Origin of the sequence: Mesorhizobium sp. M2A.F.Ca.ET.043.02.1.1 (assembly GCF_003952405.1) — a bacterium.
Taxonomy (GTDB): domain Bacteria; phylum Pseudomonadota; class Alphaproteobacteria; order Rhizobiales; family Rhizobiaceae; genus Mesorhizobium.
Window position 1 is genome coordinate 5,622,828 of sequence record NZ_CP034445.1, and the last position, 19,680, is coordinate 5,642,507.

23 protein-coding genes and 1 pseudogene are annotated in these 19,680 nt (G+C 64.1%); 16 read left to right on the plus strand and 8 right to left on the minus strand.

All coding sequences use genetic code 11. The features are described from left to right. Positions 1–3: 3 nt before the first annotated feature. A complete protein-coding gene (locus EJ068_RS26640; protein WP_127251115.1) occupies positions 4–921 on the minus strand; it encodes a lysylphosphatidylglycerol synthase domain-containing protein in 918 nt (305 codons plus the stop codon). A gap of 647 nt (positions 922–1,568) precedes the next feature. Between EJ068_RS26640 and EJ068_RS26645 the strand changes: the two genes are divergently transcribed. After that, entirely contained in the window at positions 1,569–2,114 is a 546-nt protein-coding gene (locus tag EJ068_RS26645) for a DUF995 domain-containing protein (protein WP_245463232.1), read from the plus strand. An 80-nt stretch (positions 2,115–2,194) separates the two neighbouring features. Here the strand turns inward: EJ068_RS26645 and galE are convergent, their stop codons facing one another. From galE to EJ068_RS26660, 3 genes are all read right to left on the minus strand, one after another. Next, positions 2,195–3,322, minus strand: coding sequence for a UDP-glucose 4-epimerase GalE (gene galE, locus EJ068_RS26650; protein WP_127251116.1), 1,128 nt, complete (start codon positions 3,320–3,322; stop codon positions 2,195–2,197). Beyond that, a complete protein-coding gene (locus tag EJ068_RS26655; RefSeq protein WP_127251117.1) occupies positions 3,319–4,377 on the minus strand; it encodes a UDP-glucuronic acid decarboxylase family protein in 1,059 nt (352 codons plus the stop codon). Before EJ068_RS26655 ends, galE begins: the two co-directional genes overlap by 4 nt. 1,096 nt (positions 4,378–5,473) lie before the next feature. Continuing rightward, positions 5,474–5,947: a carboxymuconolactone decarboxylase family protein gene (locus EJ068_RS26660; RefSeq protein ID WP_129554931.1), complete on the minus strand. Its 474-nt coding sequence runs from the start codon at positions 5,945–5,947 to the stop codon at positions 5,474–5,476. 84 nt (positions 5,948–6,031) lie between these two features. Between EJ068_RS26660 and EJ068_RS26665 the strand changes: the two genes are divergently transcribed. The 3 genes from EJ068_RS26665 (at position 6,032) to EJ068_RS26675 (ending at position 8,333) form a co-directional block, all read left to right on the plus strand. Further along, positions 6,032–6,697, plus strand: a complete 666-nt coding sequence (locus EJ068_RS26665) for a TetR/AcrR family transcriptional regulator (protein ID WP_127251118.1) — start codon at positions 6,032–6,034, stop codon at positions 6,695–6,697. Between the two features lie 99 nt (positions 6,698–6,796). Next, complete coding sequence (locus tag EJ068_RS26670; RefSeq protein WP_127251119.1) at positions 6,797–7,426, plus strand: hypothetical protein; 630 nt, start codon at positions 6,797–6,799, stop codon at positions 7,424–7,426. Positions 7,427–7,484: 58 nt separating this feature from the next. Beyond that, positions 7,485–8,333, plus strand: a complete 849-nt coding sequence (locus EJ068_RS26675; protein ID WP_127251120.1) for a 23S rRNA (adenine(2030)-N(6))-methyltransferase RlmJ — start codon at positions 7,485–7,487, stop codon at positions 8,331–8,333. An 81-nt stretch (positions 8,334–8,414) separates the two neighbouring features. Here the strand turns inward: EJ068_RS26675 and EJ068_RS33920 are convergent. Both EJ068_RS33920 and EJ068_RS33485 read right to left on the minus strand, forming a co-directional pair. Further along, a pseudogene (locus EJ068_RS33920) lies at positions 8,415–8,948 on the minus strand (helix-turn-helix domain-containing protein); the annotation flags it as partial. Next, a complete protein-coding gene (locus EJ068_RS33485) occupies positions 8,873–9,103 on the minus strand; it encodes a hypothetical protein (protein ID WP_245463233.1) in 231 nt (76 codons plus the stop codon). The gene EJ068_RS33485 and the pseudogene EJ068_RS33920, both read right to left, overlap by 76 nt. 182 nt (positions 9,104–9,285) lie before the next feature. Between EJ068_RS33485 and EJ068_RS26685 the strand changes: the two genes are divergently transcribed. The 3 genes from EJ068_RS26685 (at position 9,286) to EJ068_RS26695 (ending at position 10,664) form a co-directional block, all read left to right on the plus strand. After that, positions 9,286–9,708, plus strand: coding sequence for a VOC family protein (locus tag EJ068_RS26685; protein WP_128315336.1), 423 nt, complete (start codon positions 9,286–9,288; stop codon positions 9,706–9,708). 324 nt (positions 9,709–10,032) lie between these two features. After that, positions 10,033–10,215 (plus strand): hypothetical protein, encoded by a 183-nt coding sequence (locus EJ068_RS32790; protein WP_189342154.1) that lies wholly within the window; start codon positions 10,033–10,035, stop codon positions 10,213–10,215. Further along, entirely contained in the window at positions 10,212–10,664 is a 453-nt protein-coding gene (locus EJ068_RS26695) for a hypothetical protein (protein WP_127251122.1), read from the plus strand. The genes EJ068_RS32790 and EJ068_RS26695 overlap by 4 nt, the downstream gene beginning before the upstream one ends. Positions 10,665–10,960: 296 nt before the next feature. Here the strand turns inward: EJ068_RS26695 and EJ068_RS26700 are convergent, their stop codons facing one another. Beyond that, positions 10,961–11,551: a TetR/AcrR family transcriptional regulator gene (locus tag EJ068_RS26700; RefSeq protein WP_127251125.1), complete on the minus strand. Its 591-nt coding sequence runs from the start codon at positions 11,549–11,551 to the stop codon at positions 10,961–10,963. A 104-nt stretch (positions 11,552–11,655) separates the two neighbouring features. On the opposite strand from EJ068_RS26700, the gene EJ068_RS26705 reads away from it, so the two are divergent. The 5 genes from EJ068_RS26705 to EJ068_RS26725 all read left to right on the plus strand — a co-directional run bounded on the left by EJ068_RS26705 (position 11,656) and on the right by EJ068_RS26725 (position 14,961). Then, a complete protein-coding gene (locus EJ068_RS26705) occupies positions 11,656–12,171 on the plus strand; it encodes a DinB family protein (RefSeq protein ID WP_127251123.1) in 516 nt (171 codons plus the stop codon). Between the two features lie 383 nt (positions 12,172–12,554). Then, positions 12,555–12,953: a hypothetical protein gene (locus EJ068_RS26710; RefSeq protein WP_189342178.1), complete on the plus strand. Its 399-nt coding sequence runs from the start codon at positions 12,555–12,557 to the stop codon at positions 12,951–12,953. Positions 12,954–13,222: 269 nt separating this feature from the next. Next, a complete protein-coding gene (locus EJ068_RS26715; protein ID WP_127251124.1) occupies positions 13,223–13,819 on the plus strand; it encodes a glutathione S-transferase family protein in 597 nt (198 codons plus the stop codon). Positions 13,820–14,081: 262 nt separating this feature from the next. Beyond that, entirely contained in the window at positions 14,082–14,459 is a 378-nt protein-coding gene (locus EJ068_RS26720; RefSeq protein ID WP_245463234.1) for a TfoX/Sxy family protein, read from the plus strand. An 85-nt stretch (positions 14,460–14,544) separates the two neighbouring features. Next, entirely contained in the window at positions 14,545–14,961 is a 417-nt protein-coding gene (locus EJ068_RS26725; protein ID WP_127251464.1) for a GFA family protein, read from the plus strand. 71 nt (positions 14,962–15,032) lie between these two features. Here EJ068_RS26725 and EJ068_RS26730 read toward each other — a convergent pair whose 3' ends face one another. Beyond that, complete coding sequence (locus EJ068_RS26730) at positions 15,033–15,686, minus strand: outer membrane protein (protein WP_127251463.1); 654 nt, start codon at positions 15,684–15,686, stop codon at positions 15,033–15,035. Between the two features lie 169 nt (positions 15,687–15,855). On the opposite strand from EJ068_RS26730, the gene EJ068_RS26735 reads away from it, so the two are divergent. The 4 genes from EJ068_RS26735 to pgsA all read left to right on the plus strand — a co-directional run bounded on the left by EJ068_RS26735 (position 15,856) and on the right by pgsA (position 19,680). Then, positions 15,856–16,092 (plus strand): hypothetical protein, encoded by a 237-nt coding sequence (locus EJ068_RS26735; RefSeq protein ID WP_127251462.1) that lies wholly within the window; start codon positions 15,856–15,858, stop codon positions 16,090–16,092. Positions 16,093–16,096: 4 nt separating this feature from the next. Beyond that, on the plus strand, positions 16,097–16,861 hold the full coding sequence (locus EJ068_RS26740) for an SDR family oxidoreductase (RefSeq protein ID WP_127251461.1): 765 nt from the start codon (positions 16,097–16,099) through the stop codon (positions 16,859–16,861). Continuing rightward, a complete protein-coding gene (uvrC, locus tag EJ068_RS26745; protein WP_127386372.1) occupies positions 16,858–18,939 on the plus strand; it encodes an excinuclease ABC subunit UvrC in 2,082 nt (693 codons plus the stop codon). The genes EJ068_RS26740 and uvrC overlap by 4 nt, the downstream gene beginning before the upstream one ends. A gap of 144 nt (positions 18,940–19,083) precedes the next feature. Further along, positions 19,084–19,680 carry a CDP-diacylglycerol--glycerol-3-phosphate 3-phosphatidyltransferase gene (gene pgsA / locus EJ068_RS26750; RefSeq protein WP_027165584.1) on the plus strand — a complete coding sequence of 199 codons (597 nt, stop codon included), beginning with the start codon at positions 19,084–19,086 and terminating at the stop codon, positions 19,678–19,680.

Genomic DNA, 19,680 nt, shown 5'->3' on the forward strand with positions numbered 1-19,680 from the left:
CGGTCATTTCCTTGCCGGTCCCGCCGCCGGGGTTTCCGGCAGCGTCGATTTCGAGGGGAACAGCCAGGCGATCGCACCGGTTGCGACCGCCGAGCACAGGATGAAGAGATGCAGCGCGAGCGCCGCCTGCAAGCCGTCCTTCATGGCAATGCCGGAATAGAGCAGCGCCGCGGCGGCGCCCGCCTCATAGGTGCCGAAGCCGGCGACGCCCTGCACTGGCAGGATGGCGGCTGCCTCCGCGCCGACGGCGCCGGGAAAGGCGGTCTGGAACGAGGTGTTGAGCAGCATGGCGAGCAGCCAGCCCTGCACGCCGAGCTTCAGCGCCCAGTTGGCGATCGTCCACCACCAGCCATAGCGCGAGCGCCCCGTCGCCTCAGTGAAGATGTCGCGCAATTTGCCGAGCTTGGAGACGATCCTGCCGCCGGCTGTCCAGTTGTGCGGCGCGCGGGCCCAGCGCGGCAGGTACCAGGCGGCGGCGATCAGCGCCGCAATGCCGGCGGCCCGCAGCGCCAGATGGAGGCCCGGCCAAACGAGGCAGGCCAGCACGCCGACGACGAAAGCGTCCTGCAGCCTGAACCAGAGAAGAGAGGCGCTGGCGCGCACGATCGACACGCCGAACACCTGACGCAACAGGATCGGAAAGGCCGTCTCGCCGCCGCGGAAGGGAACGACGTTGATCATGGCATTGTGGATCAGGATGATACGCAGCGCGGCGCCGAAGCGGCCGTTCACATCGTCGCGGAACTCGTCGCAGACGCGCAGCGCCCTGAGCACATAGGTGACGAACAGCGCTGCCGCGACCGCCACGAAGGCGCCGGGCGTGATGGAGGCGAAGGCATCGCCAACCATCTTCCAGCGCTGATCGCTGGCAAGCCATGCCAGCAGCGCCAGTGTGACGACTATCGATATCGCTCGCTTCAACCAATTCTCCGATGGCGCCACCGCCGCGTTGGAGCGGCTTATCCGGTGGTTCGACAATTCACGCCTTTATCCGCGGGTCGCTTCGCCGACGCGGCTCGACGGGCGCGCCGTCACGGGCGGGTGATCCTATAGACCAGCATCGTATCCGAATCCACAAGCTTGGTCGCAGTCTTGTCGAGGTGGTCGATCACTGCGTCATGAGGTTCGACGAACCATTGCCAGCGGCAGCAGTCTCGGCTTGCCGCCGGCCGTCGCGCCTCGCAACTCACTTGTTTCTGCGCTGTCTAACATGTGGAGCAGCCCCCTACCGAAGCTATTCTGGCGACATCCAATCGCCAGGCAAGGTCAGACTATACAACATTGTAATATCCCTGGTTAACTAACGGCTTGTAGTGATCACTTGGGCCTCGACTCAGTTGACATCGGGCCGCGCGCGGCTGTTAATAGGCTCAAGGGCGCTGATCGCGCCGCCATTGGGCCGACAGGCCCGGGCATCGTGACGGCTCGCGGCAGGCCCCGAAGAAACATCTTCCAGATCATGGTTCATCGGCCCCGCCGTGTCGGGGTCGAGAGGGGGTATTGATATGTGCACGCGCATCGGAACGACAGCTGAAGCCACTTCGGCATCCGAACGGAGTCGACTTGAATTGAGCAGGGCCGATCGGCTTGCCAGAGGCGGCTGGCTGGTTCCGCTCCTGGTCGCCTGCGGCCAGCTTGCTTTTAGCGGCGCCGCCGGCGCGGCTCCGGCGAAGACCGGTGCGGCCGTCGAGGCCGCTGCCAAGCCCGACATTGCTCCGACGGCTTTCGAGCTGCAGCTTCTCTACGCCGACCGCACCTGGAACTGGAAGAACGGCGCCGCCTATTTCGGAATGGACAGGCGCCTGCATGCCTGGACGAAGGGGGAAGATTCGCCGGCCGTCGGCGAAGGCCGCTGGCTGGTAACGGAAAAGGGCAAGATGTGCATGGAACTTGCCTGGCGGTCCAAGACCTACTCCACCAAGCCGCAGCGTACCTGCTACAGCCATCGTGTCGACAAGGGCAACATCGAGCAGCGCAAGGATCCCGATGGCACGTGGTATGATTTCAAGCACGCCAAGGACGATCCCGCCGACGAGCACCAGAAGTTCGAGGCGGGCAACACCAAGGGTGCTCAATTTGAAGCTGCCCGCAAATTGATCGACACCAAGAGCTGACGCAGCGTCAATGCTCGGCCAATTTTGGGCCGAGCAAGCGTGACGCTGGATCTGGAAAGTGGAGGCTCGCTGAGCCGGCCTTAGCCGAACTCAGCGAGCCCGCGCCCCGACACATTACTCACAGGGCCGACCGCCGGCCTTGCGGGCCGGCGTTTCTGATTGACGTTCGCGCCGCGCGGCGCGCGCAATGCGCGCGGCATGGCGGCCGAAGCGCCGGAATCGCGCAAGGCCGGACCGAGCCCGAAAAAGGGTGCGGCCGTCCTGACGATAGTGTCGATGTCGGAAAGTTGCGCCACGAAGCCCAGCTGTTCGCGGGCAAGGCCGGGGTCGGCGAAAAGCCCGGCCGGATCGCCGGGGCGTCGCGCCTTGTACATGACCGGGACCGGCCGCGATGTGATCCGCTCGACCGCCTCCATGATCTGCCTGATCGAGACCCCGCGGCCGGTGCCAAGGTTGACAGCAAGGCTTTTGCCGCCGGCCTCCAGATGCATGAGGGCCTTGAGATGCGCCCGGGCGAGGTCGCCGACATGGATGTAGTCGCGCACGCAGGTGCCGTCCGCTGTCTCGTAGTCGGTGCCGAAAACCTCGATCGCCTCGATCATGCCGGACGCCGCCATCAACACCCTGGGAATGAGATGGGTTTCCGGCGTGTGCCATTCGCCAAGCTCGCCGTCGGGGTCGGCGCCGCAGGCGTTGAAGTAGCGCAGGATCGCGTATTTCATCCCATAGGCCGCGGCATGGTCCTTGATGATCTGTTCGCCCATCAGCTTGCTGCGGCCGTAAGGGCTGATCGGGTTCTGCGACGAGGTCTCGCGCACGGGCAGCGCCTCGGGCATGCCATAGGTCGCGCAGCTGGAGGAGAAGATGATGTTGCCGATGCCGTTCGCCCGCGCGGCCTCGAGCACGGCGATCGTGCCGGCGACATTGACCGAATAATAGTCCGCCGGGTCACTGACCGACTCGCCGACATAGGCGAGCGCGGCGAAGTGGACGACCGCCTGCGGCCTGTGGCTGGCGATGGCCCGCTCGAGCGCGCCGCGGTCGCGGATATCGCCGACCACCAGCGGCCCCCAGGCCACCGCTTTCTCGTTGCCGCGGCTGAGATTGTCGTAGACCACCGGCAGGTAGCCGGCCGCCGCCAGCTGCTTGCAGGTGTGGCTGCCGATGAAGCCGGCGCCGCCCGTCACCAGGATGGGGCGGGCACTCATAGCGCCAAAGCCCCGCCGGAGGACAGATGGTCGCCGCGTGAGGTCCCGGGCTGCCGGCGGCCCAGCAGGGCTTCGAAATAGGCCGTGGTGTGGGACAATCCTTCGCTGAGCGCGATTCTCGGCTCCCAGCCGAGATGCTGCCTGGCGAAGGAAATGTCGGGTTTGCGCTGCCGGGGATCGTCGACGGGCAGCGGCCTGTGCACGATCCGCGAGCGGGAATTGGTGTAATCGAGGACGAATTCGGCCAGTTCCATGACGGTGAACTCGCCGGGGTTTCCGAGGTTGACCGGATGGTTCGGCCCCGCGGGCGACCGCATCAGCCGCATAAACCCTTCGATCAAGTCGTCGACATAGCAGAAGGAGCGCGTCTGGGTGCCGTTGCCATAGACGGTGATATCGTCCCCGCGCAGTGCCTGAACGATGAAATTGGACACCACGCGACCGTCATCGGGCCGCATGCGCGGCCCATAGGTGTTGAAGATGCGCGCCACCCGGATATCGAGGCCGTAGGTTCTCGCATAGTCAAAGAACAGCGTTTCGGCCGAGCGCTTGCCTTCATCGTAGCAGGCGCGCGGGCCATGCGTGTTGACGTTGCCGAAATAGCCTTCGGGCTGCGGATGAACCAGCGGGTCGCCATAAACCTCGGAGGTCGAGGCCTGGAATATCTTGGCGTTGTGGCGCCGGGCAAGTTCCAGAAGGTTGATTGCCCCGAGCACGCTGGTCTTGAACGTGTGGATGGGATCGGCCTGGTAGTGAGGCGGGGACGCCGGGCAGGCGAGGTTGTAGATCTCGTCGACGGCGATATCCATCGGCAAGGCATCGACAACGTCGTGGCTGATGCAGGTGAAGGCGGCGTCGCGCGCGATACCGGCTAGATTGTATCTTTTGCCGGTGTGGAAATTGTCCAGGGCGATGACTTCATAGCCGTCCGCAAGCAGCCGCTCGCACAAATGAGAACCCAGGAATCCCGCTCCGCCGGTGACCAGGGCCCGGCCGCGATCGATGCTTTTTCGTCCCGATCGAACCGGCTTCAGAACTTTGATGACCCTATTCATGCCAACCTCGTACGCACACACACTACCGTTCCGGGACGGGGGCTACCCGACCAGGTCACAAAGGCGATTCCTCCGCATGTGCGGAACCGCCTGCACTGATGTGCGTCATACTTTTCTGAGTTCGCGAGGCTGTCGCTCTACGGCTTGTCTTCGCCGCATAAGCGTCCCTTCCGCCCCTAAGTCGCGATCCACGAGTCGGTTGCCACCACCGCAGACTGCTCGCCCAAATTGCACACCCAACGCATACGAAGATATACCTGTGTCGGGGGTAGTCAACTAAATTAGCGTTTTGTTAACCTCACGTCTTTGCGAATGGTTAACCAAGGAGTGGGCGCACAGGGCGCATCAGCGGTGAGACGCTGCCCCGGAAAGCTTGGTAACGGCGCCGCGTTCATCGAATTGCGGCAGCAGGCCGGGAGAGGCTCTCGGCATCATCCTTGAAGCCTCGAAGCAACGTCAGCAAGACGCCGGGTCGAGATTGCGCATCGTGGCTAGATGTTCTCGGCGACCGCCCCGGCACTTCTGGCGAAGCAATGCGATTGCTGTCCAAAGCCGCTCGGGCCGCAAATAAAGTCAGCGTTCCCAAGATAAGGATTGATCCTTACCACAGGCGCCGAGCGAGACGGGCTCTCTGTATGGATGTGTCGGGTTGGTTTCAAGTCGATCAAGGCGGCGTTGCCGCTTAGCGACACGCTGAATGAGCTCGACTGACCGAAGTTGAAGTATTGGCAACCGGAAGTTGCCAACAACGCACCCAGGACAAAAAGACGGGGCAGGGCCTTCATTAGAATGCGAAATTTTTGTTGAGGCAGGGCCGGCTTAAGCCTCGATAGGCCATCAGCATGAAGTAAAAATCCCCTCAAGCGCGCGGCGCTTATGTTCGAATCACGATTAGCCGCCCACCCCAACTCATTATGGCAACTTGGTTAATTTAGCGATAGCTGTTTGAACGCTTGCACGGATTTTCTGTTGCCGCAAGGGGCGAGACGGCTTACCGCCGGACATCCCGCCGGTGCCGGCCGGCAAAGCGTGGCAACAAAATGGCCCGCGTCGCCGCGGGCCATTTTTTCACCTTCGGTACCTTGTGCCTGAGCCCTCATTCTCCGCCCATCTCTTTCTTGAACTGGTCGAAATCGACCTGCATGCCGTTGAAGATGGTGCTCCAGTGACGCGTCAGCGCCGCCATGGCGACGGCTTCCTGGATCTCCTGGTCGGTGGCGCCGGCGTGCCTGGCGTTCTCGGTGTCCGACCAGATGCAGTAGCTGCAGGGGATCTGCGCCGCGACCGCCAGCGAGATCAGCGACTTCTCCTTCGGCGTCAGCGCCGTCTTGTCGCTGAGCTCGATGGCCTTGACCTCGGCCCACGCGCCGGGCAGACCGGCTTTCGGGAACTGTTTGACGAAGCTCGGCACGCCGCCCATCGTCGACTGGATGTCCTTGAGGGTGGCGTCGTAGTCATCGGCCCGGGCGGGCGCGGATGCGAGCGCCACGGCAAACGCGCCCGCGATGGCGATGAGCGAGGCGGAATGAAGGCAGGAATGCACGGCTGAGGCGATGCGAATGACTGACATGATGTTCTCCTCTGGTTTTTGTTAGCCTTACGATGTAAGGTATGCGAACGATGAACCTTACAGTGTAAGTTGTCAAGCGCCGCCATGGATGCATCGAGCAAAAGAAAGCGCCCCCGCGGCAAGCTCTCCCGCGAGATGATCGAGGATGCTGCCTTCAAGTTGATCGAGCGGGAAGGGCTGTCCGGCTTTTCGATGCGCAAGCTCGCCGCCAGGCTCGGCTGCGAGGCGATGAGCATCTATCACCACTTTCCCTCGCAGGCGCATCTCTACGAGGCGCTGGTCGACCGCCAGATGAGCGGGCTCGTCATACCTGGCGCTGATCTGCCCTGGCGCGAGCGGGCCCGCATCGGCATGCAGGAGTTCCGCCGTGTCGCCACCGAGCACCCGGCCTTCGCGCCCTTCATCGTCGTCTACCGCATGAACTCGCCGCCCTGCCTTGCCAAGCTCAACGCCATCATCGGCCTGTTCGAGGATGGCGGCTTCGGCCCCGAGCTTAGCGCCCGCCTGTTCCGCGCCGCCGGCTACTATCTGATGGGCGCAATCCTCGACGAGACGGCCGGCTACGCCAAGGGGCCTTCGGCCGTCACCACGGTCAGCGACGAGGAGCTGGCGCGCGACTATCCGAGCGTTGTGAAGGCCGGCGCCTATTTCGGCAGCGCCGGCTTCGACAAGACATTCGAGCTTGGCCTGGAAATGTTTCTGGACGAGATGGAGCGAGTCCGCGAAGCTGCCCGAGGGGAAGACCGCTAGAGCAATTCCAGGAAAAGTGTGGGCGTTTTCCGTCCGGAATTGCGTCAAAAAAAGATAGAGCGGACAGCCGCTAGCCGAACAAAACAGCCAAGGGTCTGAATGCGCTTCCTCTCTGTCCTTCTCCTCATCGCCGGCGCCGCCGTCGGCATCTTCTATCCTTGGGCGATGAGCAACTTTTCCGGCCATGCGATCGGCACCTACCGCGTCTATGAGGGCGGCCGCTTCCGGCCGGTCACCGTGCAACTCGCCGCGAGCGACGCGCCGGTGCGGGTGCTGGTCGACTTGACCGCGCGAGCCGAGCGCGTCGCGGGCCAGCAGCGCACGGTGCTGACGCTGACGGCGGCGAGTGGCGGCCGCACCGCCCTGGCGTTGGCGCTCTCCTTAAACCATACCGACAATCCTCGCCAGGCCAGCCCGCAACTGCCCGACAAGATCTTTCGCGACGAGGCCGGCGTCATCGACAGGATCACGCCCGGCCCTTACGTCTTCACCGTCGGTCCCGGCGATGCCGACGGCATCGACATGCGCGCGGTCGATCTTGTCCTGCGCGCCGGCACCGGCTCGATCGACGAACGCGCTGAGCCGGCCGGCTACACGCTGATGGGCGTCGGCCTTGCCGGACTGGTGCTGTCGCTCGTCTTCGGCCGCCGCGGCGGAGGCCATCCGCAGAATCCCAATTCGCAGCCGCCACCGCCGCGCTGGGGCCGCAACGGTTCGCCACGAGCATGATGCCGAAAAGTGTGAAGCGGTTTTCGGACGACATCATGCTCTCTGAAGTGAGGCCGGCATGAATTATCGCCACGCCTACCACGCCGGCAATTTCGCCGATGTCGTCAAGCATGCCGTGCTCGCGCGCCTCGTCGAATATCTCAAGCAGAAGGACAAGGCTTTTCGCGTCATCGACACCCATGCCGGCATTGGCCGCTATGATCTTGCCTCGGTCGAAGCCGGCAAGACCGGCGAGTGGCAGGGCGGCATCGGCCGGCTCACCGAGGCGACGCTCGAGCCGCAGGCGGCGGCGCTGCTTCAGCCCTATCTGGAAGCGGTGCGCGCGCAAAATCCCGACGGCGGCCTCAAGCATTATCCCGGCTCGCCGCTGATCGTTCGCCATCTCCTGCGCAGCCAGGACCGGCTGACGGCGATCGAGCTGCACCCCGAGGATGCCGTGCGGCTGAAATTGGTTTTTGCCGGCGATTTCCAGGCAAGGGTGATCGAGCTCGACGGCTGGCTGGCGCTGGGCGCGCAACTGCCGCCGAAGGAAAAGCGCGGCTTGGTGCTCATCGATCCGCCCTTCGAGGAGGAAGGCGAGTTCTCCCGTCTGGTCGATGGTCTGCGCAAGGCGCACCGGCGCTGGCCGGGTGGCATCTACGCGCTCTGGTATCCGATCAAGGATCGCAGGGCGGTGACGGTCTTCCGCGGTGCTCTGAAGGAAACCGGCATTCCGAAGCTGCTCGACATCGCCTTCGAGATACGGCCCGCCTCGGATGAGGCCAGCCTCGACGGCAGCGGGCTGGTGGTGGTCAATCCGCCCTACACGCTGGAAGGCGAATTGAAGGTCCTGTTGCCCGCCCTCCATAAGGTGCTCGCCGTCCGGCAGCCGTCGCGCTGGAGTTCTGATTGGCTGGCGGGCGAGTAGGGCGCCTGCGTTCGCGCAAGCCAACGCCGAGGGCGTCACGCCGGTCAGCCGCCGGCTTTCGCGGATCAGATGCGCCTGGTCGGCATAGCCCGCCTCGATGGCGAGCAGCGCGGTCGAGGCTTCGCCCTGCTGCCGCTGCATGCGCCGGAACCGGTGGAAGCGCAGGATGCGGTCGAGCGTCTTCGGGCCATAGCCGAAAGCGTCCTCGAAACGCCGGCGCAGCGTCCGCTCGCTCATATGCAACTGGCGTTGCAGGAACGGAACCAGCGGCGTTCCCGGCGGCAAACCTTCGTGTATGACGTCAAAGGCCCGGCCCATCTGCGGGTCGAGCGCAGAGCGTCCTTCCGTGTGCGCGCCGATCGTCTCCTCCAGGCGCCGAACCAGACCGGCGAGGTCGGGCGTCGCTCTGATCCGGTCTGAAAGCTCGCGGCTGCGCGTGCTCCACAGCTCGCCGAGATCAAGCCGTCCGCCGACGATTTCGCCGGCCGGCACGCCGAGCCAGCCCGCCGCCGCGCCCGGCCGGAAGCGGAAGCCGACGATCACCGCCCCAGCGGCAGGCTGCTCGATCTGCGGCTCCTTGTCCGGGCCGGCGATACGGAAGCGGCATCGATCCATTGCAGGTCGATCGTCGCGTCCGGTGTGATGACGATAGGGGGAACAGCCCGCTCGTCCATGCGATGGACCCAGACGGCGGAGAAGGCGTCGGCCAGCACGCCAGCGGCAGGCCGCTCCCGAAAGAAGCCGGTGGTCTGTGCCAGGACCGGTTCCATCTCCTCTCCGATCTGCTCCAGCGGGGTTGCCGGATCGGTGTGACGGTCATTTTGGCCGAAATATTCAATGCCGGCCGCGTCATCCATGGCAAAACGGACGGAACTTCACGGCGCTTCACGCGCTCGCATCGGACCGCATCCGTGCGCGACTGTGGTCACGAATATAGAAAGGAGTGAGAGAAATGAAAGCTCGCATCACCGTATTGACGCTCGGCGTCGATGATCTGGAAGCCTCCCTCAAATTCTATCGCGACGGCCTCGGCCTGCCGACCGAGGGCATCATCGGCCGCGAATTCGAGCATGGCGCCGTCGCCTTCTTCGACCTCGCCGGCGGCCTGAAATTCGCCATCTACGAGCGCGCCAGCATCGCCTGGGATGCCACCGTGCCGCAAAGCGGCCGCAGCCCGACCGAATTGACCATCGGCCACAATGTCGGCAGCGAGGCCGAGGTCGACGCGGTGATGGCTGAGGCCGTCAAGGCCGGCGCGCGCGTGGTCAAGCCGGCGCAGAAAACCTTCTGGGGCGGCTATGCCGGCTATTTCCAGGATCCCGACGATCATCTGTGGGAGGTCGTCTACAACCCAGCCTTCATCCCCGAGGAGTGAACGGAGCCACGCACGTCGAGAGGAGATCGCCATGCTCGTTCAAATCGTTCAAGCGCTCGGCGCTCTCCTCATCGGCGGCGTGTTCGTTTTCGCCGGCATCGAGCACTTCGCGAAATTCGGGGCGATGCGCGACTATCTGGCCGCGCAGAAATTTCCTGCTCCGGCGCTGGTGCTGGCGCCGGTTCGACGATCGAGATCATCGCGGGTTCCCTGCTTGCCGTCGGCGTGGCACGGCTGTTTGCCGCCGTCGCTCTGGTCATCTTCACACTGGCGACGAACCTCATGCTGCTGCGTTTCTGGGCGAGCGCGTAGCCGGAGCGCCAGGTGCTGCGCAACGCCTTCCTGATCAACATTGCCGTCATCGGCGGGCTGCTGCTTGCCGGCACTTACTCATCAACCGGCAAATCCGCAACGAAGCTTTGCGGAAACCATTGTTTTCGCGACCGCTTGACCGCCGCCAAGCGAATCCGCACAGTGCGTGCAACCGACCTCGAGAGGCTGTCATGACTCGCTTCGCCCATTTCGCTCTTGCCGCGCTGATTGCGCTGTCCACTCCCTACGCCGCTCCGCTGGGCTTCACCCAGGCGGCGCAGGCCGCCGACCTTTCGGTCTACAGCGGCGACGATGGCAGCGTCTGCGGCGAAAGCTGGGTGCTGAACAAGATCACCGACCGCTTCTCCTACCAGGTGCATCACGTGCCGCATCTGCCGGACGTCGCGATCACCGATTTCCGCGACATCCGCCAGCATCGCTACGAGCCGGCGAGCGAGGAATGGCCGATCGGCCGCCATTATTGCCGCGCCACCGTCAACCTGTCGGACGGCCACGACCGCTCGATCTTCTATCTGATCGAGGAAGGCCAGGGCTTTGCCTCGATCGGCGACAATGTCGAGTTCTGCGTCTTGGGCTTCGACCGCTGGCTGGTCTATAACGGCCGCTGCCGCGTGCTGCGGTAATATTTGCTGGCGGGTAGACATTGAGGCCGGCGCTCTACGGCGCCCCCTCTGGCCTGCCGGCCATCTCCCCCACAAGTGGGAGATCGGCAGCTGTGCCGCCCCACCTTCCTTCAGACGCTGGCGATTGGCGAAAGCCGGCGCGACATCTGATCTCCCCCCTTGTGGGGGATATGCCCGGCAGGGCAGAGAGGGGCGCTGTCCCGCCGACCTATCCTAAGTTGGCTTCGGGCTTCCAGGGGCTCCGCCGGTAGCCGCGCAGGCAGCTCCCGCTACAGCCTGCTTCGCTGCCGCTGGACTCACATCACCCTGCCGCCCGATATGTAAGCCGAAATCAGCTCGACGAGCTGCCTCTGCAGTTCCGGCGCGTCGAGCATGTTGCGCCGCGCCGCGTTGTGGATCACGCCCTCGACCGCCGAGGAGAGCACGCGCGCCATCGTCTCAGTGTCCTTGCGGCGCTTGCGGTACTGCGCGACGGCCGCGGCGTAATGTTCGAGATAGCGCGCCTGGAACGAGGCATGCGCGGCGCGCGAGCCGCGGTCGCCCGGCGCCTCGTCGAGCAGCACCTGGTGCAGCGTCGGATGGATCGAGTGCGCGCCGATCATGCCGCGCACCAGCTCGCGCGCGAATTGCCTGAGCGGCTTCTCCTCCGCCGACGCTTCGCGAATCACCGACAGCACATGATCGAAGTGACGGCGCCGGATCGCTTCGACCAGAGCGAGCTTGTCGGGAAAATACTGATAGAGCGAGCCGATGCTGACGCCCGCGGCCTCGGCCACCTTGTTGGTGGAGAAGCCGGCCCAGCCGAGCTCGCTCAGAACGTGAGCACCGGCTTCGATGATCGCCTCGACGGTGGCGATCGAACGCGCCTGGCGCGGCTGCTTGCGCATGCGCGCGGCCGGCTTTGCAATGCGAGTAGACATGCTGGCCCGTCTCCCGAGAATATGAAGAGGATACTCACATTCATTTTGCCAACGCAAATGGAGCCACGAAGATGAGCGCCAAGACCTTGCTGAAGGGCCTGCTTGCCTATCAGGCCTGGGCGAATGACGAGCTCTTGGAGACGCTTGCCGGATTGGATCCCTCCCGCGGCGCGGCAGAGCGACACGCCGCGATCCGCCTGATGAACCATATCCATGTCGTGTCGCGGATCTTTGCCGCGCATCTGGAGGGCGTGGCCCACGGCTATGCGGGCGACAATGCGCCGGACACGCCCGAGCCGCGCGTGCTGCGCGCCAACCTGGCCGAGGTCGATCGCTGGTATCTCGACCATCTCGAAACCATTTCGGAGCAGGCACTTGCCGAGCCGATCGCCTTCACCTTCACCGATGGCGACAAGGGCTGCATGACGAGGCAGGAGATGCTGACCCATGTCGTCCTGCACGGCGGCTATCATCGCGGCGAGGTCGGCCGAATGTTGGCCGGGATCGCGGTCTCGCCGCCCTGGGACACCTACGCCGTGCACCTGCACCGGGTCGAACCGGCGCGCCGCCTGCAGGTCGAAATATGAGCTTGAAGCTCGCTTTCAAATGCGTAAGCTTTGACCGCCTCGCGTCGCCGGTTCATCTGTAGATGTTTTCGCTGGACAAGATGAAGCCGGTGTTCAGCGGCGGGTTCTCTATTGTGAGCACTCTGCTCACATTACGATATAAGCTTATGTGGCGGATGGATGGATCATCGGGTGATAGAAGCCACACGAAAATCTGTGTGCCGGGCCGTCACTTCGAAGGTGATAGATTCGCTCACAATTTTTCGATGAGATGCATCTTCGTGTAACCAAAATTCAATAACTGAAAATCATTGTGTTGCTTCGCTGGCTAGACAGTCGCGAGTCAGATATGCATGAGCATGCCGGGTCACTCACGACCTTCGGCAAAACGCAAGGGGCATCGCATGGCAAAGACCACAACCAAGGCGCCGGCGGCGAAAGCGCCGGCAAAGAAGCCGGCAGCTAAGGCTGCCGCGAAACCTGCAGCAGTTAAGAAGGCAGCGGCACCGAAGGCAGCCGCCAAGGCTCCGGCCAAGGCAGCAGCGAAGCCGGCCGCGAAGGCCGCGGCAAAGCCCGCCGCCAAGGCAGCAGCAAAGCCCGCCGCCAAGGCAGCAGCGAAGCCGGCCGCGAAGGCCGCGGCAAAGCCGGCCGCAAAGGCAGCAGCCAAGCCCGCCGCCAAGAAGCCGGCAGCGAAGGCCGCGGCCAAGCCCGCCGCCAAGGCTCCGCTGAAGGCCGCCGCCGCCAAGGCTCCGGCAGCCGTCAAGAAGGCAGCTCCGGCGAAGAAGCCGGCCGCCAAGAAGTAATCGCGTAACTTCGCGCGCGAACCGCAACGGCTGAGGGCGGGTGCTATTCAGGCACCCCTCTCGCCAATTCGATGTCTGAGCGAGCGGAGTCGGAGCGGGCGCTCCTCCTAAAGCTCCCGGAAATTTGCCGTCAGGCAAAACTTTCCGGGGGCTTTTTTGTTGCCGCGTCCGCGTCGGCAAGACGTGGCTAATCCGGATCGGCTTTGCTGGGCCGTTGCCCTGGAGGTTCCATTCGGTCAACAGTGCGGCAGACAACTGGGAAATCGATCATGCCGAAACTGCTCTATGCTTCCACGTCCCCCTATAGCTCGAAGGTCCGTATGGCGGCCGTCTACGCCGGCATCGCCATCGACCTCGTGCCGGTCAAGACGGAGGACAAGCCCGCCGAACTGATCTCGGCCAATCCGCTCGGCAAGATCCCGGTGCTGGTGCTGGAGGATGGCAGCTCGATCTATGACAGCCGCACTATTACCCAGCATCTCAACCGGCTGTCGAAGAACGCGCTGTTCCCGCGCAACCCCGACAGGCGGCTCGAGGCGGAAGTTCTCGAGGCGCTGGCCGACGGCATTTGCGACTGCGCGCTGTCGATGGTCTATGAGCGGCGGACGCGGCCCGAGGCGATGGTCTACCAACCCTGGCTCGACCGCCAGTGGGGCAAGATCACCACCGCGCTCGACCTCGTCAACGCCAACCCGCCCAAGCTGCCGAAGAAGATCACCGCCGGCCACATGGCGCTGCGCGCCACCCTTGGCTATCTCGCGCTGCGCTTTTCCGGCCAATGGGAGAAGGGCCGCAGCCGGCTCGTGCGCTGGGCCGCGAGGTTTGACGAGAAGTTTCCGGAACTGAAAGCAAGCGTGCCGGGGTGAGGCGCCTTTTCCTTCTCCCCTTGTGGGAGAAGGTGGATCGGCGCGATAGCGCCGAGACGGATGAGGGGTGTTGGACGGAGCGAGGCGCTGGTGAACTTGGCGCCATCCGAGAATGGCCAAGGTGTGCGTCAAGCTGGAGCACCCCTCATCCGTCCGAGCTTCGCTCGGCCACCTTCTCCCACAAGGGGAGAAGGGGAAGCGAGCTTGAAACGCCACCCGCTTCCATGCTTGCCTGACACCATCCAAGTCGGAGGTGGTGAGCATGGCAAAGCCCTCAACCAGCGTCGCGCCCGACCCGATGGTCGAGCGCTTGCGCGCCGCCCTCGGCAAGCGCATCTTCACCGAGCAGAAGATGTTCGGCGGCACCTGCTTCATGATCGACGGCAACCTACTGATCGGCACCTCGAAGCGTGGGCTGTTGGTCCGCGTCGGCAAGGACGCGCATGCGGCGGCGGCTGCTCGCCCCCATGCGCGTCCGATGGAAATGGGCGGGCGCTTGATGGAAGGCTACCTCCACGTCGGGCCGGAAGGCACGGCGAGCGAGGCCGAGCTCGCCTTCTGGCTCGATCTTGCTCTGGCCTTTGTCCAGTCCCTGCCGCCGAAGGACAAATCCGCCAAGGTCGCAAAGAAGCGCGCGTAAGCCGCTGACTCGCCATTTTCCAAGCGGCGATGTGTCAGTATCGGCTGCGCCGGCGATGATGAACGCATGGCCAAAGGGGGAAGCGATGGCACTCAGCGGGCATTGCATGTGCGGAGCGGTCACCTGGACATATTCCGGCGACATCATCCGCAATCTGGTCTGTCACTGCGCTGACTGCCGGCGTGCCACCTCGTCTCCCTTCACCGCCTTCCTGGGACTGAGGCCCGATGAGCTGAGCTGGGCCGGCGACATCAGGCACTATGAAAGCAGCACGGACACGTTTCGCGGCTTCTGTCCGTCCTGTGGCACCAGGCTCTATTTCCGCTCGACAAGATGGCCCTCGGAGATCCACGTTCACGCCGCCACGATGACCAGTCCGGGCGACTACCGACCGAACGCCCAGGTCTTCATGCGATCGCGCTTGAAATGGCTGGACCGGCTGCATTGCATCCCCACCCACGATGGTTTCCAGCGACAGCCGGCGCGTCGGTCGGGCGCCTGACGCCCTTCGGCCGGGTCAAAAAAAAAAGCCGGGCGCAAGGCCCGGCTTTTCCGTGTCGTGGCTTTTACGACTTAGAACTTCATACCGACGCCGAACGTGACGCGGTTGTCTTTCGACTTGACGTTGCCGAGGGCGCCGAAGTCCTTGTCGCCATAGTCGGTGTAGCGGTACTCGACACGGCCGAACACATTGTCGGTGATCTTGATGTCGGAACCGACACCAGCCGTCCAGCCGAGCATTCCCTTGCTCTCGTCGGTGGCGGTGACGCTATCCGTGATCTTCTGGTTCTTGGCGGCAAGACCGCCGGTGCCATAGAGCAGGATTTCCGGGGTCACGGCGTAGCCGAGGCGAGCGCGCAGCGACCCTTCGAGGCCGCCCTTGGCGTTGATGCCGGCGCTGTCGCCCTTGACGCCGTTGTAGCCGAGATCGGCTTCAGCGCCGTAGACGAAGTTGTCCTGCTGCCACTGGTAGCCGCCGAAGACGCCGCCGATGAAGCCCTTGGTCTTCACGTTGACGCCGGCGTCACGAGCATCGGCATGGCCGCTGAAGCCGTAGCCGAGGCTGATACCGGCATAGGGGCCGGCCCAGGAAGCAACCGGAAGCTCGGCAACCGGGGCGGGAGCCGGCGGCTCTTCGGAAACGACGTCGGCCGCAAAGGCGGTACCAGCAAAGGCGAACAGCCCGAGCGCGGCGGCAAGCGGCGCGAATTTGAGATTGGTCTTCATTATATACTCCTTAAGCCACAAGACACTTAGGCTTGCTTGTTCATGAAACGCCCCGGCCCGTCCGGGGGGATAAACGAGCCTGACGTTTAACAGTTCCAAATGTCGTGCTGAAATGCGGCTGAAGCGAACCTGAACTTGGGTCATTCCCGGGCGCGAATGAGGCCGAAAGGTGACGTTGCATCTTCGCAACAGCGAATGTCAGCAGGCTAATCATGTTGCGCTGCACATCGCTTGGTTCAAGGGGTGCAGCGACATATATTGCCGGCAATGGCGCGCCGAATCCGGCGGGGCGGAAGCGCATCCGGGCCGCTTCGCCACATTCCTGCCCAAGGTGGAAATGGCATTTAACGCTTGGCCCGTCATATTGTGCCGGCTTCCCGGAATCGTGAAGCCGATTGAGGATTGACACCATGAAACAAGCCACGGCCGTCGCGCTGGTGACGGGTGGAGCAAGGCGGATCGGCAAGGCGATCGTCGAGGATCTGGCCGCGAATGGCTTCGCCGTCGCCATCCATGCCAACCGTTCAGGCGCCGAGGCCGAGGCGCTGGCGGGGAAGATCACGGGCGAGGGCGGCCGCGCCGCCGTCGTCGCCGCCGACCTCACCGACATGGATGCGGTGGGTGGTCTCATCGGTCGCGCGCAAGCCGCGCTCGGGCCTGTGACGCTGCTGGTCAACAACGCGTCCCTGTTCGTCGACGACAGCGTCGATGATTTCGACTGGCAGGCCTGGGACCGCCATTTCGCCATCCACCTGAAGGCGCCCGCGCTCTTGGCGCAGAATTTCGCCGGCGCGCTGCCGCAAGGCGAGGAGGCGCTGATCGTCAACATGATCGACCAGCGCGTCTGGCGGCCTACACCGCGCTATTTCTCCTATGCGCTGTCGAAATCGGCGCTGTGGACGCAGACTGAGATGCTGGCGCAGGCGCTCGGGCCGCGCATTCGCGTTAACGCCATAGGTCCCGGCCCGACACTGAAGAACAAGCGCCAGGACGACGACGATTTCGGCAAACAGGTCGAGGGCCTGATCCTGAAGCGCGGCCCGCAATTGCCTGAATTCGGCGCCACGATTCGCTATCTCTGGCAGGCGCGCTCGGTGACCGGCCAGATGATCGCGCTCGACGGCGGCCAGCATCTTGCGTGGCAGACGCCCGATGTGACAGGCATGGTGGAATGAGTCCCGCAGTCCAAAAACACAGACGCAACGGCGCCGCCGACGACCTGCCCCCCGATGTCGATCTCGACGTCGAGGACGAGGCGGCTGAGGAGATCGTCGAACCCGAGGCTTTGCCGACTGGCCCCGATGTCGCCTTCACGGCCATCGACTGGACGCCGCATGCCGGCGATGCCGACGGCATGGTCGGCGCCGAGGTGATCCAGACCTTCGTCAAGCGGCTGCCCAACCAGCCCGGCGTCTATCGCATGATGAACGCCGCCGGCGACGTGCTCTATGTCGGCAAGGCGCGCAGCCTGAAGAAGCGCGTCACCAATTATGCACAGGGGCGATTCCACACCGCCCGGATCGGCCGCATGGTGCGCGAGACGGCGACGATGGAATTCGTCGTCACCCGCACCGAGATCGAGGCGCTGCTGCTTGAGGCCAACCTCATCAAGCGGCTCAGGCCCCGCTTCAACGTGCTGATGCGGGATGACAAGTCATTTCCCTATATCCTGCTCACCGGCGACCATGTCTCGCCCGGCATCTACAAGCATCGCGGCGCGCGCTCTCGCAAGGGCGACTATTTCGGCCCCTTCGCCTCGGCCGGCGCGGTCGGCCGCACCATCAATTCGCTGCAGCGCGCCTTCCTGCTTAGAAGCTGCACCAACTCCTTCTACGAGAACCGCACGCGGCCTTGCCTGCTCTACCAGATCAAGCGCTGCGCCGGTCCCTGCACCGGCGAGATCTCGCATGAGGGCTATGCCGAGCTGGTCGCGGAGGCCAAGGATTTCCTCTCCGGCCGCAGCCAGAAGGTGAAGACCGAAATCTCGGCCGCCATGCAGCAGGCTTCGGCAGAGCTCGATTTCGAGCGCGCCGCAATCTACCGCGACCGGCTGGCCGCGCTCTCCCATGTGCAGGCGCATCAGGGCATCAACCCGCAGACGGTGGAGGAGGCCGACGTCTTCGCCATCCATCAGGAGGGCGGCCAGACCTGCATCCAGGTGTTCTTCTTCCGCACCGGCCAGAACTGGGGCAACCGCGCCTATTTCCCCAAGGCCGATCCGGCGCTGGAGCCGGCTGAGGTGCTGGGCTCGTTCCTGGCGCAGTTCTATGACGACAAGCTGCCGGCGCGCACGCTGCTTCTGTCGCAGACCGCGCAGGAGCAGGAACTGCTGGCGGAAGCGCTGTCCACCCATGCCGGCCGCAAGATTACGATCTCGGTGCCGCAGCGCGGCGAGAAGAAGGACCTGACCGATCACGCGCTGCAGAACGCCCGCGAGGCCCTCGGCCGCAGGCTGGCCGAGACCTCGACCCAGGCGCGGCTGCTGCAGGGATTCGCCGAGACCTTCGGCCTGGTAAAGCCGCCGGTGCGCATCGAGGTCTACGACAACTCGCACATCATGGGCACCAATGCGGTCGGCGCCATGGTCGCCGCCGGGCCGGAAGGGTTCGTGAAGAACCAGTACCGGAAATTCAACATCCGCTCGACCGAGATCACGCCGGGCGACGATTTCGGCATGATGCGCGAGGTGATGCAGCGGCGTTTCTCGCGGCTGCTCAAGGAGCATGGCGACGAGCAGCCTGGCGCAACCGCGGACGAAACCGGTGACGAGGATCTGGTCGCCGGCAATGGCGGTTTTCCGGCCTGGCCCGACGTCATCCTGATCGACGGCGGCCAGGGCCAGATGACGGCGGTGCGCCAGATCCTTGCCGATCTCGGCGTCGAGGATCGGGTTGTCGCCATCGGCATCGCCAAGGGCCCGGACCGCGATGCCGGCCGCGAGCGCTTCTTCGTCAAGGGCAGGGAAAGCTTCATGTTGCCGGTGCGCGACCCGGTGCTCTATTTCGTCCAGCGCCTGCGCGACGAGGTGCACCGCTTCGCCATCGGCTCGCATCGCGCGCGGCGCAAGAAGGAGATGGTGAAAAGCCCGCTCGACGAGATCGCCGGCATTGGACCCGGCCGCAAGCGCGCCCTGCTGCTTGCCTTCGGCACCGCCAAGGCGGTCAGCCGCGCCGCGGTCGAGGACCTGGTCAAGGTCGACGGCATTTCCGAGCATGTGGCGAAGCTGGTCTACAATCATTTTCATGAGAGCTGAGGCGGTTGCGCAGGGATGTCCCGAGGGGGTACCTCACAACGCCCCTCACGCCATTTTTCCCTGTCCAATCGAATCTCGGCTGTTGACCCCCTACATTGGCTTCTGATTTGAGTACCTGTGGCGGTGGAGATTTCCCGAGACGATATGGCACAACGCGCGTTCAACCTGCCGAACATCCTCACCTACGCCCGCATCGTCGCGGTGCCGCTGGTCGTGCTGTGCTTTTTTCTCGAAGGACATCTGAAGTCGTCCGACTTCGCCCGCTGGTCGGCGCTGGTCATTTTCCTGCTCGCCTCGATCACCGATTACTTTGACGGCTATTTCGCGCGCGCCTGGCAGCAGACTTCCAACATCGGCAAGATGCTCGATCCGATCGCCGACAAGTTGCTGGTCGCCACCTGTCTGCTCCTGCTTGCCGCTGACACCGACCGCCACGCCGGCATCGCCGGCTGGTCGCTCTGGGCGGCGATCATCATCCTGTGCCGTGAGATCCTGGTTTCGGGCCTGCGCGAATATCTGGCGGCCCTGAAAGTGTCGGTGCCGGTGACGCAGCTCGCTAAGTGGAAGACCACCATCCAGATGGTCGCCATCGCCTTCCTGCTGGTCGGCCCGGCCGGCGACAAGATCTTTCCGCTGACCACCCAGATCGGCCTGGTGCTGTTGTGGGTCGCGGCGCTCGTCACGCTCTACACCGGCTACGACTATTTCCGCGCCGGCCTCAAGCACATCATGGACGAGTGA